The organism is Kocuria rhizosphaerae, from assembly GCF_044462265.1.
Lineage (GTDB): Bacteria > Actinomycetota > Actinomycetes > Actinomycetales > Micrococcaceae > Kocuria > Kocuria rhizosphaerae.
Window position 1 is genome coordinate 1 of sequence record NZ_JBISWL010000022.1, and the last position, 12,626, is coordinate 12,626.

At 71.1% G+C, this 12,626-nt stretch carries 10 protein-coding genes; 4 read left to right on the forward strand and 6 right to left on the reverse strand.

Going from position 1 to position 12,626, the window contains the following annotated elements:
- The 5 genes from ACH9EU_RS03140 to ACH9EU_RS03160 all read right to left on the reverse strand — a co-directional run.
- On the reverse strand, positions 1-537 hold a 537-nt coding region (locus ACH9EU_RS03140; protein ID WP_396412481.1), incomplete at its 3' end, for an ATP-binding cassette domain-containing protein.
- A gap of 118 nt (positions 538-655) precedes the next feature.
- A complete protein-coding gene (locus ACH9EU_RS03145; protein ID WP_396412482.1) occupies positions 656-2,320 on the reverse strand; it encodes an alpha-amylase family glycosyl hydrolase in 1,665 nt (554 codons plus the stop codon).
- 112 nt (positions 2,321-2,432) lie between these two features.
- Positions 2,433-3,257, reverse strand: a complete 825-nt coding sequence (locus tag ACH9EU_RS03150; RefSeq protein WP_396412483.1) for an ABC transporter permease subunit — start codon at positions 3,255-3,257, stop codon at positions 2,433-2,435.
- A 2-nt stretch (positions 3,258-3,259) separates the two neighbouring features.
- The gene (locus ACH9EU_RS03155) at positions 3,260-4,240 is read right to left on the reverse strand and encodes an ABC transporter permease subunit (protein ID WP_396412484.1); all 981 of its coding nucleotides are present in this window, start codon (positions 4,238-4,240) and stop codon (positions 3,260-3,262) included.
- Complete coding sequence (locus tag ACH9EU_RS03160; protein WP_396412485.1) at positions 4,237-5,601, reverse strand: extracellular solute-binding protein; 1,365 nt, start codon at positions 5,599-5,601, stop codon at positions 4,237-4,239. Before ACH9EU_RS03160 ends, ACH9EU_RS03155 begins: the two co-directional genes overlap by 4 nt.
- 191 nt (positions 5,602-5,792) lie before the next feature.
- On the opposite strand from ACH9EU_RS03160, the gene ACH9EU_RS03165 reads away from it, so the two are divergent.
- The 4 genes from ACH9EU_RS03165 (at position 5,793) to ACH9EU_RS03180 (ending at position 10,812) form a co-directional block, all read left to right on the forward strand.
- On the forward strand, positions 5,793-6,854 hold the full coding sequence (locus tag ACH9EU_RS03165; protein WP_396412486.1) for a substrate-binding domain-containing protein: 1,062 nt from the start codon (positions 5,793-5,795) through the stop codon (positions 6,852-6,854).
- Positions 6,855-7,006: 152 nt separating this feature from the next.
- Positions 7,007-7,534 (forward strand): DUF805 domain-containing protein, encoded by a 528-nt coding sequence (locus ACH9EU_RS03170; RefSeq protein ID WP_396412487.1) that lies wholly within the window; start codon positions 7,007-7,009, stop codon positions 7,532-7,534.
- Positions 7,535-7,725: 191 nt separating this feature from the next.
- A complete protein-coding gene (locus ACH9EU_RS03175; RefSeq protein WP_396412488.1) occupies positions 7,726-9,168 on the forward strand; it encodes a trypsin-like serine protease in 1,443 nt (480 codons plus the stop codon).
- Positions 9,169-9,312: 144 nt separating this feature from the next.
- Positions 9,313-10,812 (forward strand): sugar porter family MFS transporter, encoded by a 1,500-nt coding sequence (locus tag ACH9EU_RS03180; protein ID WP_396412490.1) that lies wholly within the window; start codon positions 9,313-9,315, stop codon positions 10,810-10,812.
- A 118-nt stretch (positions 10,813-10,930) separates the two neighbouring features.
- On the opposite strand, the gene ACH9EU_RS03185 is transcribed toward ACH9EU_RS03180, so the two are convergent.
- A complete protein-coding gene (locus ACH9EU_RS03185; protein WP_396412489.1) occupies positions 10,931-12,559 on the reverse strand; it encodes a GMC family oxidoreductase N-terminal domain-containing protein in 1,629 nt (542 codons plus the stop codon).
- Positions 12,560-12,626: the final 67 nt, after the last annotated feature.

Below are 12,626 nucleotides of genomic sequence, written 5' to 3' on the forward strand. Positions count from 1 at the left end.
GGCGATCTGGGTGCGGGTCTGCACTCTGAGCTTGGCGTCGAGGTTGGACAGCGGCTCGTCCATCAGGAACACCTGCGGGGAGCGCACGATGGCCCGCCCCATCGCCACCCGCTGGCGCTGGCCGCCGGACAGGGCCTTGGGCTTGCGGTCCAGGTAGTCGCTCAGGTCCAGGATCTTCGCCGCCTCCTCCACCCGCCGGCGCCGTTCCGTCGCGTCGATCTTGGCGATCTTCAGGGCGAAGCCCATGTTCTCGGCCACAGCCATGTGGGGGTAGAGGGCGTAGTTCTGGAAGACCATCGCGATGTCCCGGTCCCGCGAGGGCACGTCGGTGACATCACGGTCCCCGATCCGGATGGACCCGGAGGTGACCTCCTCCAGCCCGGCGAGCATCCGCAGGGTCGTGGACTTCCCGCAGCCGGAGGGCCCGACCAGGACGAGGAACTCCCCGTCGGCGATCTCCAGGGACAGGTCGGTCACCGAGGGCGAGGCCGCCCCGGGGTACTGGCAGGTGACACGGTCGTAGACGACAGAAGACATGATCAGTCGTTCCTTTCAGGGATCCCGGCACACACTGCGCCGGGTCGGTGGGGCATGGCCGGGAGCCGGGACGGCCCCGCGGCGGGGATCGAGAGGGCGGGCATCCAGAGGGCGGGGATCAGGACACGGACAGCCACACGGCGTGGTCGGGCGGCAGCTGCCCGTCGGGCAGCGAGCCGCTGGAGATCAGGACCTCCGCGCCCTCGGGCAGCGGACACGGGGTGTCGGAGAGGTTGACGAGGCACCGGAATCCGGGCCCGCGGTCGAAGGACAGGCACCGGGAAGGGGCGTCGGCCCAGGCGAAGTCGGTGCAGCGCAGCCCGGGGAGCTCACGGCGCAGGCGCAGGGCGTGGCGGTACATCTCCAGGGTGGAGCCGGCCACGCCGTCCTGGGCCTCGACCGACAGCTCACCGAACGACGCGGGCTGGGGCAGCCAGGCGCCGTCGTCGCCGAAGCCGAAGGAGGTCCCGGTGCGCGTCCACGGAAGGGGCACCCGGGCGCCGTCACGGCCCTTGAGGGCGTGCCCGGTGCGTTCCCAGACCGGGTCCTGCAGCGCCTCGTGCGGGATGTCGGGGACCTCGGGCAGGCCCAGCTCCTCGCCCTGGTACAGGTAGGGCGAGCCGGGCAGGGCCAGCATCATGAGGGTGGCGGCCCGCGCGCGGCGCAGCCCCCGTTGCGGGTCGATCACCGGGTGACGTCCGTCGCTGTTCAGCCACTCGTCCGGGTCGGCGCCCTCGGGCAGGGCGAGCCGGGAGGCGTGGCGGGGGACGTCGTGGGAGGACAGCACCCAGGTGAGGCCGCCACCGGTCCCGGCGTGGCCGGCGATGGCCTGGTCGATCACGGTCCTGAACCGGTCGCTGCCCCACTCGGACTTCAGCAGGGAGAAGTCGAAGACCTGCCCCAGCTCGGTGGGCCGGGCGTAGAGGTAGGTCCGCTCGTTGGCCGGGGACCAGGTCTCGGCCACGGCCATCCGGGGCGGGTCGTACTCGTCGAAGACCTGGCGCCACTCCTGGTAGATGGTGTGCACCTCCTCGCGGTCGTAGAGCGGGTCGGTGCCGTCCAGGGGCAGCATGCGGTCCAGGTTCGGCTGGTCGCGCAGCGGGTGGGAGAGGTCCTTGGCCAGGGAGTGGGCGACGTCGATGCGGAACCCGTCCACGCCGCGGTCGGCCCAGAACCGCAGTGTGTCGGCGAAGTAGGCGCGGACCTCGGGGTTGTCCCAGTTCAGGTCGGGCTGCTCCTTCGCGAAGAGGTGGCAGTACCACTGCCCCGGCGTCCCGTCCGGCTCGACGACCCGTTCCCAGGCCGGCCCCCCGAAGTGGGAGACCCAGTCCGCCGGGGGCCGGTCGCCGTCGGGACCGGTGCCGTCGCGGAAGATGTAGCGGTCCCGCGCCGGGGAACCCTCGGGGGAGGCGAGGGCCTCCCGGAACCAGGGGTGCTGGTCGGAGGTGTGGTTGGGGACGATGTCGACGATGATCTTGAGGCCCAGCCCGTGGGCGGTGGCCACGACCCGGTCGAAGTCGTCCAGGGTGCCCAGCCGCGGGTCGACGTCGCGGTACTCGGAGACGTCGTAGCCGCCGTCGGCAAGCGGGGACGGGTAGAAGGGACTGAGCCAGATCGCGTCCGCACCCAGCTCGGCGAGGTACGGCAGGCGGGAGAGCAGCCCGCCCAGGTCCCCGACGCCGTCGCCGTCGGAGTCGGCGAAGGAGCGGGGATAGACCTGGTAGACCACCGCGGTGCGCCACCAGTCCGGGTCGGTGGCGGGCAGGGCAGGAGAAGAGGACATGAGGACTCCGTCCGAGGATGAGAGACGAGGGGCGGCCCGCGGGCCGGGGCGTGGTCGGCGCTCACCGGCGGCCCCGCGGTGGGGCCGCCGACGACGCACGGCCGGAGCCGGGTCAGCCCTTGACCGAGCCGGCGAGCATGGCCTTGACGATGTGCCGCTGGAAGAAGAGGAAGACCAGGATCATCGGGGCCATGATGAGCAGCGCACCGGCGTTGAGCAGGACCACGTCGGTGGAGTACTGGCCGACGAAGTTCTGCAGGGCGCCGGCCATGGTGCGCTTCTCGGGGTCATCCATCAGCACGATGGCCAGCAGGAACTGGTTCCAGGTGGAGATGAACATCAGCAGCGCCAGGGAGGCGATCGCCGGCAGGGCCAGGGGCAGGTGGATGGCGCGGAAGGACTGCCAGGCGTTGGCCCCGTCCATGCTCGAGGCCTCGGAGAGCTCCTGCGGGGCGTTGAGGAAGTGGGCACGCATCCAGAAGACCGCGAACGGCAGGTTCAGCCCGATCAGCGGCAGGATCAGGCCCAGCCGGGTGTTGAGCAGGCCCATCTCGCGGATCTGGTAGTACAGCGGGACGATCGTCACCTCGAAGGGCAGGGTCAGTCCCAGCAGCAGCAGCACGAAGAAGATCGAGCCGCCGGGGATGCGCAGCTGGCCCAGGGCGTAGCCGGCCATGGTGGCCAGCAGCACCCCGAGGGGCACCACGCCGAGCACGAGCAGGAAGCTGGAGCCGGCCAGGGTGGTGATGTTGGCGACGTTCCAGGCGTCGAGGAAGTTGTGCCACTGCGGGTCGCTGGGCCAGCTCAGGCCCAGCGGCACCGACCCCTGCGGCTGCAGGGCGGTGAAGAGCATGCTCAGCAGCGGGAAGATCGAGAAGGCCATCGCCAGCAGCAGCAGGGCCACGCCGGGGATCTGGGTGCTCGTGGGGGTTCGCATGGTCACTTCTCCCGGAAGAGTCGCTGGAGGGGCAGGATCACGGCCAGCACGAGGACGCTGAGGACCAGGGCCAGGGCCGAGGCCAGCCCGATGCGTGACTCGGTGAAACCGAGCTGGTACACCTGCACGCCGGGCACCATGGTGGCGTAGCCCGGTCCGCCCTGGGTGGCCATGAAGACGATGTCGAAGCTGGCCAGGGCGGCGATGATCGTGATGGTCACGCAGACGCCGATCTCCTGGCGCAGCCCGGGCAGGGTGATGGCCCGGAAGGTCTGGAAGAACCCGGCCCCGTCCAGCTTGGCCGCCTCGTACAGGGAGGCGTCGATCTTGCCGATGCCGGACATCAGCAGGATGGTGCAGAAGCCGAGGTTGATCCAGGTGCCGATCAGGCCCACCGCTGGCAGCGCCCAGGTGAAGTCGCCGAACCAGGCGCGGGTCACGGACTCCAGCCCGACGGCCGACAGCAGCTGGTTCACCGCCCCGGTGGTGGCGTACATCCAGCTCCAGGCGACCGCCGCCGCGGCGGCGGGGATGACGTAGGGGATGAACAGCAGGGCCTGGGCCAGCTTGCCCAGTCCCTTGCTGCGCAGCTCCCGGATGAGGCCGGCCACCAGCAGCGCGACCGTCACGGGGATGGCGGTGAAGAAGATGATCAGGAAGAAGGCGTGCCAGATGGAGGACAGCAGCTGCGGGTCGGTGAAGACCCGCACGTAGTTGTCCAGGCCCACGAAGGTGGCCACGGTGATGCCGTCCCAGTCGTAGAAGGAGTACTGGACCGACGCGGCCAGCGGGCGCAGCACGAACAGCGCGTACATGAGCGCCGCCGGCGCCGCGAACAGCCATCCGCCCCAGTTCCTCCTCCGACGCCGGGGCCGGGGAGCCTCCTCGGCGCGGCCGGGCCGCCCGGCCGGCTCCGCCGCAGGAGCGGGGGCCGGCCGGACCAGGCCCTGCAGGGGTCCGGTGGAACCGTCGAGGGAACTCATCGATCCAGTTCACTCTCGTACTGGCGCTGGACCGCGGCCAGCATGTCCTCCGGGCTCGTGGCTCCCTCGACGAGGCGCTGGACCTCGGAGTTCCAGGTGGTGGTCAGGCCGTTGGTGGCGTTCTGCACGAACTGCACCTGGCCGTCGGCCTCCACCAGCTGGGCGAAGGCCTCCTGGATCTGCGCCTTGACCGACCCCTCCTCCGTGGCCGGGACCTCGCCCTCGCCGGACGGGGCGAAGCCGGCGTCGGCGACCACCTGACGTGCCTCCTCGGAGCGCAGGAAGTCCAGGAACGCGGCGGCGGCGTCCTTGTCGTCGGAGCCGGCCGGAATGGCGAAGTTCGAGGCCGGGTCCGACATCGTCGCAGGCTCCTCGCCCTCCGGGGCGGGGGGCAGGAAGAACCCGACGTTCTCGCCCATCTGCTCGTCCAGGGCGGCGGCGTCCCAGTTGCCGGAGGCGTAGAACAAGGCCTCGCCGTTGGCGAAGCGCCCCAGCGCCGCGGTGGCGTCGGTGCCGTTGGTGTCGGCGGGGAAGTACCCGGCCTCGGCCCATTCCTGGACCGTGCCCACGGCCTCGGCGGCCTCGGGGGTGTCGATCGTGGCCTCCGGGGCGTGGAAGACCCAGTCGTTGACAGCCTCGGCCCCCAGGGCGTTGTTGAGCATCATCTGAGCACTGGTCATCACCTGCCCGGTCTGGTTGCCCGCCATGATCGGCACCATGTCGGCCTCCTCGGCCAAGGCCAGCAGTTCCTCCAGCTCCTCCATGGTCTGCGGCGGGGCGGTCATGCCCAGCTGCTCGGCCAGGTCCTTGTTGTAGTAGAAGCCGGTGACGGTGAAGCCGTCGGCCAGGGTGTACTGCGAGCCCTCCCCTCGCACCCCGTCCTCGTTCACCCGGTACTGGGCCAGCTGGCCCTCCGGGAGCTCGTCCCAGCCGTAGGCGTCGGCGTAGGCGTCGAGGTTGGTCAGCAGCCCGTCGCCGGCCACATCGGACAGGGCGATCACCCGGGCGATGTCCGGCGGGTCGTCCGAGGCCAGCACGCGCGGGGCGTTCTGGGCCTGGACGTCGTCGGGGTCGTAGCGGCCGGTGATCGTCACGTTGGGGTGCTTCTCCTCGAAGGCCTCGATCAGCGCCTCGTCCTTGGCCTTGAGCCCCGCGCCGTCGTAGAGGGTCAGCTCGATGGGCTCCTCCCCCAGCTCGGTGGAGACGTCCGTGGGGTCCGCCCCGGAACCGGCCGGGGCCGAGCCCCCGCCGGGAGGCGCGCACGCCGCCAGGGCGAACACCGCGCAGGCACCCGCCCCCAGGGCGCGCCACCTCGAGCGTGCCGTGCGGACGGAATGCTGAGTGGCCAGACGATCGGTCATGGGACTTCCTCCTCCGGAAGAGTTGTGCGCCCCGTTTCGGAAGCGCTTCCGAAAATGATGTGGGACACATCTGGCCGATGTCAACCCCCACTTATCCGTGATGTCCCGAGGACGACGTGGTCCGCATCCCGCTGTCCGTCGCTTTTCCGAGAGGGTTTCGGAAACGCTTCCTATGCCCCTACACTGAGGCCATGAACTCCTCGAAAGCCGTCGGCCTGGCCGACGTGGCCCGGGAGGCCGGCGTGTCCCTGGCCACGGCCTCCCGCGCGCTCAACAGCGCCTACGGCGTGTCCGCCGCCACCCGGGAGCGTGTCGCCGAGGTCGCCCGCCGCCTCGAGTACGTCGCCTCCCCGGACGCCTCGCGCCTGGCCACCGGAGCCACCCGCACCGTCGCCCTGGTGGTGCCCCACATCGACCGCTGGTACTTCGGGGAGATGGTCAACGGCCTCGAGGAGGTCCTGCGCCAGGCCGGGCACGACGTGCTGCTCTACCACGTCGGTGACCCGGGGGGCCGTCACGCGTTCTTCGAGCACCTCCCCGCCCGCCGCAAGGTCGACGCCATCGTGGTGGTCGCCGTCCCGGTCACCGAGCACGAGCGGCGCCGGCTCGAGCTGATGGGCGTCACCATCGTGGCCGCAGGAGGCCAGGACGCGACCTACCCCTACGTCTCCGTCGACGACGCCACCGCCGTCCGGCAGGCCACGGAGCACCTGCTGCGCCTGGGGCACCGGCGCATCGCCACGATCACGGCCGTCGACCCCGACCGCGCCGATCAACCCGCTCGCCACGGACGCACCCGGGGCTTCTACGAGGCCATGGCGGCCGCCGGGGTCCCGGTCGACGAGGACCTGGTCGTCACCACCACGTGGGGAGGCGTCCAGGCCGCCGAAGCCATGGAGCGGCTGCTCAGTGCCCGCACGTTCCCCACCGCCGTCCTGGCCCACTCGGACGAGATGGCCCTGGGAGCGATGCGCACCATCCGGCGCGCCGGCCTCCGCGTGCCGGAGGACATCTCGGTCGTCGGCATCGACGACCACCCGCTGGCCGAGCTCGTGGACCTCACCACGGTCCGACAGCCGGTCCGTGAGCAGGGCACCCGGACCGCGCTCCTGCTGCTGGCCCTGCTGCGCGGCGAGCAGCCGGACCCGGCGCAGAAGCTGCCCACACGGGTCGTCGTGCGCGCCACCACGGCCGCCGTCCCGGCGCAGGAGCACAGCCCAGCACACCCCGCCGCGCGGCGCACCCGCCACTGACCGGCACCCCCAGCGGCCCGGCCCGGTGGCCGACACCGACCGCTCCGCAATAAAGGATGCATTTCGATCTTTCTTGCTCCCCGGTGGAACGAACACGGCACCCGCGCCCTACGCTTTGTGCACCAGCAAACACTTCTTCGCGGGGAGAGACCATGAGCATGCGCAGGACGCCGTCGTCGGGCGTGGGCCACGACTACTCGCAGGGGTTCGGCCCCGCCACCGGGACCCCCGGTCGTGGCTTCGGGAACCCCGGCCCCTACCAGCGGGCCCCCCGGCCGCTCGGCTCCCAGGCGGGCGTTCCCGTCGGGTTCGCCGGGGCCGTCCGGCGCTTCTACGCCCGGTACGCCCAGTTCTCCGGGCGGGCCAGCCGCTCCGAGTACTGGTGGGTCGCGCTGTACACCGCCGGGGTCGCCGTGGTGCTGAGCATCCTCTCCTCCGTCGTCGGGACGTCCCCCACGGGAGAGACCAACGCCCTCGGGCTCCTGCTCTCCCTCCTGATGTTCGCCTTCGGGCTCGTGAACCTCCTCCCGGGCATCGCCGTGACCGTCCGGCGCCTGCACGACGTCGACCTGTCCGGCTGGTTCTATCTGCTCGGCCTCGTCCCCCTGATCGGCGGGCTCGTCCTGCTGGTGCTCCTGGTGCTCGCCCCGAAGCCCGGGGGCGCGCGCTTCGACCGCTGAGCCGTGCCGTACCGCGCCCGGACGGCGCCACGGCGTCGCCCCAGGTCACGGTTGGGTCGCAGCCCTGTTCCACCGGGCGGACCGGTGGGACACTCCGAGGACGAACGGTCCACTGGCGGCATCGGCCCGCGACTCCGGGCGACGCCTCGTAGCTTCGGAGGTCGGTCATGGGCGGGGAACGACTGGGACAGGTGAGGCAGGCCCTCCGCGGCACGGCCGTCAGCGCGGCCGTGCAGGAGGAGTTCGGCCTGGTGACGGTCAACGGCTCGTGCAGCGGGTGCCTGCTGCGCCCGGGGTGGGTGATCACGGCCGCGCACTGCGTGGAGCAGCGGGACGCCTCCGGGAACTTCGTCCCGGACCCGGACCGGCCCGGGCAGAACCTGCTGCAGAGCCTGGCGCCGATGAGCATCGGGGCCGGCTGGGACGTGGGCGACGGCAGCGGAACGGCACAGACCCGCACGGTCGTGCGGATCGAGACCTTCCGGCCCTACGACGTCGCCCTGCTCCAGCTCGCCTCCCCGTTCGTCCAGACGACACTGGCCCCCGACCAGACCCGGCTGGTCAACGCCGACGGGCAGTTCCCCTACTTCGGCTCCGAGGGCGGCATGGCCCTCACCGTCTTCGGCCGGGGCATCTTCCAGTTCGCCACCGGGTCCGGGGACACGGCCGTCCCGTCCCAGAGCGACGGACAGTACCGCGTGGGCTACGCCCGCGTCACCGACGCCACGGACCCCGCCCTGTACTGGTACGCCAGCCAGGACGGGGGCTTCATCGCCGGCGGCGACAGCGGCGGCCCCTCCTTCGCGTGGACGCTCAGCGGCTACGCCCTGGTGGGCGTCCACGCCCTGGCCACGGTGGAGAGGGCGCCGGGCAAGGACGACACCCCGACCCCGTGGACCTGGGTCTCGGCCACGCCCAAGGCCGCCGACGCCCCGCTGCGCCCGCTGCGCGAGCAGCTCGACGCGGTCATGGGCCCGGCCCCGGCGAAGGCGCCCCCTCAGTTCATCGGCGTCTTCCCGGGCACCGGACCCTCCCGTGACGACCAGCTCATCCAGACCTTCCGCACACGGGCCGTGAAGGTGGCCGAGAAGGGCTTCGCCACGGGCTTCCCGAACTTCTACTTCGCCCGGTACGGCCTGGACCACGTGGGCGGCACGATCATGCTGCGGCCCGGCGGCGTGCAGTGGCACACTCCCCCGCAGGCCGAGCTCGGGATCCCCGACACCGCGCTGGGCGACTTCGGCGAACGGATGCGCGCGGTGGCCAGGTACGCCTCCGCCCACGGCTCGCCCGGCGGCTTCCCCGCCTTCTTCGACGGCGACTACGGCGACGGGCTGCGCCTGGGCACGTACCTGCTGACCCCGCGGGCCGCGGAGTGGCGGGACGTGAGCCTGTACCACCTCAACCTTCGCGAGAACCAGCTCGGCGACGTCGAGGCGCGCTTCCGGGCGACCCAGGACTACGCCACCGCGAACGGATTCGTCGGCGGGTTCCCCAACATGTTCCACGCCCGGACCTCGGTCTTCGACCCGTTTCGCGGCGGGCGGCGGGAGGAGATCGTCTGCGGCACGGTGCTGGTGCGCCACGAGGAGGCCCAGTGGGCCGACATCCTCCTGTTCCGCGATCCCGCCTGACCAGGGCCTCTGCCCCTCGGCCGGACGTCGTTCCGAAGCAATTCGCCCCGGAGGGGTGACGCGGCTCACCCATATGTCCTAACATCGTGACATCAACACTTTTGAGACGTGAGTCACTCACCGAGTGTCCCGTCCGTCCCAGGGATCGCGCAGTGCGAGAAGCGCGACCGCCGCGCACGAACAAAGGAACCCACGATGGCCACCTCCTCATCCCGCGAGTCGGCGGCGACGCTGCCGCCGCTCACCTCCGGACCACATCGCAAGTACCTCGGGCTGATCTCCATCGTCGCCTGCTTCGGCGGCCTGCTCTTCGGCTACGACACCGGTGTGATCAACGGCGCGCTGCGCCCGATGTCGGCCGAGCTCGGCCTCACCCCGTTCACCGAGGGCGTGGTCACCAGCTCGCTCGTCTTCGCGGCCGCCGTCGGGGCCCTGTCCGGCGGGCGCCTCTCGGACGCCTGGGGGCGCCGCAAGACGATCCTCCTGCTCGCCGTCCTGTTCTTCGTCGGCACGATGATCGTCGTGTTCACCCCCAACTACGAGATCCTGGTGGCCGGGCGCATCTGCCTGGGCCTGGCCGTCGGCGGGGCCTCGGGCGTCGTGCCCGTCTTCCTCGCGGAAATGGCCCCCTACGAGATCCGTGGCTCGATCGCGGGCCGCAACGAGGTGGCCATCGTGATCGGCCAGCTCTCGGCGTTCGTGATCAACGCGATCATCGGCAACGTCTTCAGCGATGTCACCGGGGTCTGGCGGATCATGTTCGCGATCTCCGCGCTGCCGGCCGTGGCCCTGTTCATCGGGATGCTCCGGATGCCGGAGTCCCCGCGCTGGCTCGTCGAGAAGGGCCGGCACGACGACGCCCTCGAGGTGCTCAAGAAGGTCCGCTCCGAGGACCGGGCGATCGCCGAGCTCGGCGAGGTCGAGCACATCACGGAGGAGGAGCGCGCCGAGCAGCAGATCGGGCTGGGCGCGATCCTGACCAACAAGAACCTGGTCCGGATCATGCTGGTCGGCATCGGCCTCGGCATCGCCCAGCAGCTCACCGGCATCAACTCGATCATGTACTACGGGCAGATCGTGCTGATCGAGTCCGGCTTCTCCGCGAACGCCGCCCTCATCGCCAACATCGCCCCCGGCGTGATCGCCGTGATCGGCGGCTTCATCGCGCTGTACCTGATGGACCGGCTCGACCGGCGCAAGACCTTCATGATCGGCCTGACGCTGACGACCACCTGCCACCTGCTCATCGGGTTCTCCGCGATGACGCTGGAGGAGGGCAACCCGCTGCGGCCCTGGGTCATCCTGGCCCTCGTGGTGGCCTTCGTCGGCTCCATGCAGACCTTCCTCAACGTCGCCGTGTGGGTGTACCTCTCCGAGGTGTTCCCGCTGCACATGCGCGGCTTCGGGATCGGGGTGTCCATATTCGCGCTGTGGGTGGCCAACGGCTTCCTCTCGCTCTACTTCCCCTCCCTGGTCGACGCCGTCGGCATCACCGGGACGTTCTTCCTCTTCGCCGGCGTCGGCGTGCTGGCGCTGCTCTTCGTGTACACGCAGGTCCCCGAGACCCGCGGCCGCACGCTCGAGGCGCTCGAGGAGGACGTGTCGACCGGCGCGATCTACAAGGTCAAGGCGCCGACCTCCTAGGGCCGGAAGGCTCGGGAGAACTGCACGAAAGAAACGGCACGGAGAAACGGCACGGAGAAACGGGCCCGGTGCCTCCCGCGGGAGGCACCGGGCCCGTTCGTCCGTCACGAGGACGGGCTCACCGCTCGGCCGCCACGAGCTCCTCCGCCCGCTCCCCGGCACGGTCGGCCGCGATGAGCTCCGCGGCCCGCTCCCCGATCATGTAGACGGTGATGTTCGGGTTGACCGTGGTCAGCTCCGGCATCACCGAGGCGTCGGCCACGCGCAGGCCGTCCACGCCCTTGACCCGCAGCCGCGGGTCCAGCGGGGACATCCCGTCCTCGGCCGGGCCCATCCGGCAGGAGCCGGCCGGGTGGTAGACGGTGTTGTGGGTCCGCCGGACGTAGTCGGCGATCTGCTCGTCGGTCTGCACATCCTTCCCCGGGAAGAGCTCCTCCCCCGCCCACTCGGCCAGCGCCGGCTGCGCCGCGATCTCCCGGGCCTTGCGGATCCCGGCAATCATGATCCGCATGTCGTAGCCCTCGGGATCGGTGAAGTACCGCGGGTCGACCCTCGGCTTGTCCCGGAAGTCCCGCGAGCGCAGCCGCACCGTGCCGCGGGAGCGCGCGTGGGTGACGTTGGGCGTGAGGCAGAAGGCGTTGTCCGCCGTCGGGTAGCCCTGCCGGTAGGTGTGCATGTCGAAGTTGACCGAGCCGTAGTGCATCATCAGGTCCGGCCGGTCGGTGTCCGGGTCGACCTGGGTGAAGATCCCGGCCTCCCACCACTGGGTGGACTCGGTGACCATCGGCTTCCTCGCCGCCCACTGGATCACGCCCTCGGGGTGGTCCTGGAGGTTCGCGCCGACGCCGGGGGCGTCCACGAGCACGTCCACGCCGACCTCGCGCAGGTGCTCGGCGGGGCCGATCCCGGAGAGCATCAGCAGCTTCGGGGTGTCGACCGCCCCGGCGGAGACGACCACCTCGCGGCGGGCGGCCACGGTGCGGGTGGCGCCGAAGGCGTTGTCCACGACCTCCACGCCCACGGCCCTGCCGGCCTCGACCACCACGCGCGTGGCGTGGGTCGAGTGCAGGATCGTGAGGTTGCCCCGGTCGGCGGCCGGGTGCAGGTAGGCCACCGAGGCCGAGGCCCGGGTGCCGTCGGGCCGGCGGTTGATCTGGAAGAAGTTCGCGCCGTTGACCACCGTGCTCCCGGTGTTGAACGGGGTTCGCGGGATGCCCGTCTGCTCGCAGGCCTCGAGCACCGCGACGCCGCACGGGTCGTCGTCCGGCACCTGCATGAGGTGCACGGGCCCGTCGTGGCCGTGGTGGGCGCCGGGATCGTCGTTGTTCTCGAGCTTCTGGTAGAGCCGGAAGGCGGTCTCGGCGTTCCAGCCCTCGGCGCCGAAGCGCCGCTCCCACTCGTCGATGTCCTCGGCGGGGGCCCAGAACGCGATGCACGAGTTGTGGGAGGAGCACCCGCCCAGCACCTTGGCGCGGGCCATGCGCATGAAGGAGTTGCCGTTCTCCTGCTCCTCGAGCGGGTAGTCCCAGTCGTAGCCGGACTCCAGCAGCTCCATCCAGCGGCTGAGGGTGAGCACCTCGTCGATGCCCGCGTCGTGCGGGCCGGCCTCGATCAGCCCGACCGTCACGGACGGGTCCTCGGACAGCCGGGCGGCCACGACGGCGCCGGCGGAGCCGCCGCCGACCACCAGGTAGTCGAACTCCTGCGGGGTGGTGTCGGGCGAAGGGGTGGGGCTCGGGACGGTCATGGTGTCTCCTCCTGGACGTGGATGAAGCGGGAGTCGGTGGGTGTGCGGGGTCGGGGGCGCCGCGTCG

Coding starts and splice junctions, on each gene's coding strand:
- ACH9EU_RS03145 (WP_396412482.1), bottom strand. CDS start 2,320: ATGTCCTCTTCTCCTGCCCTGCCCGCCACCGACCCGGACTGGTGGCGC.
- ACH9EU_RS03150 (WP_396412483.1), bottom strand. CDS start 3,257: ATGCGAACCCCCACGAGCACCCAGATCCCCGGCGTGGCCCTGCTGCTG.
- ACH9EU_RS03155 (WP_396412484.1), bottom strand. CDS start 4,240: ATGAGTTCCCTCGACGGTTCCACCGGACCCCTGCAGGGCCTGGTCCGG.
- ACH9EU_RS03160 (WP_396412485.1), bottom strand. CDS start 5,601: ATGACCGATCGTCTGGCCACTCAGCATTCCGTCCGCACGGCACGCTCG.
- ACH9EU_RS03165 (WP_396412486.1), top strand. CDS start 5,793: ATGAACTCCTCGAAAGCCGTCGGCCTGGCCGACGTGGCCCGGGAGGCC.
- ACH9EU_RS03170 (WP_396412487.1), top strand. CDS start 7,007: ATGAGCATGCGCAGGACGCCGTCGTCGGGCGTGGGCCACGACTACTCG.
- ACH9EU_RS03185 (WP_396412489.1), bottom strand. CDS start 12,559: ATGACCGTCCCGAGCCCCACCCCTTCGCCCGACACCACCCCGCAGGAG.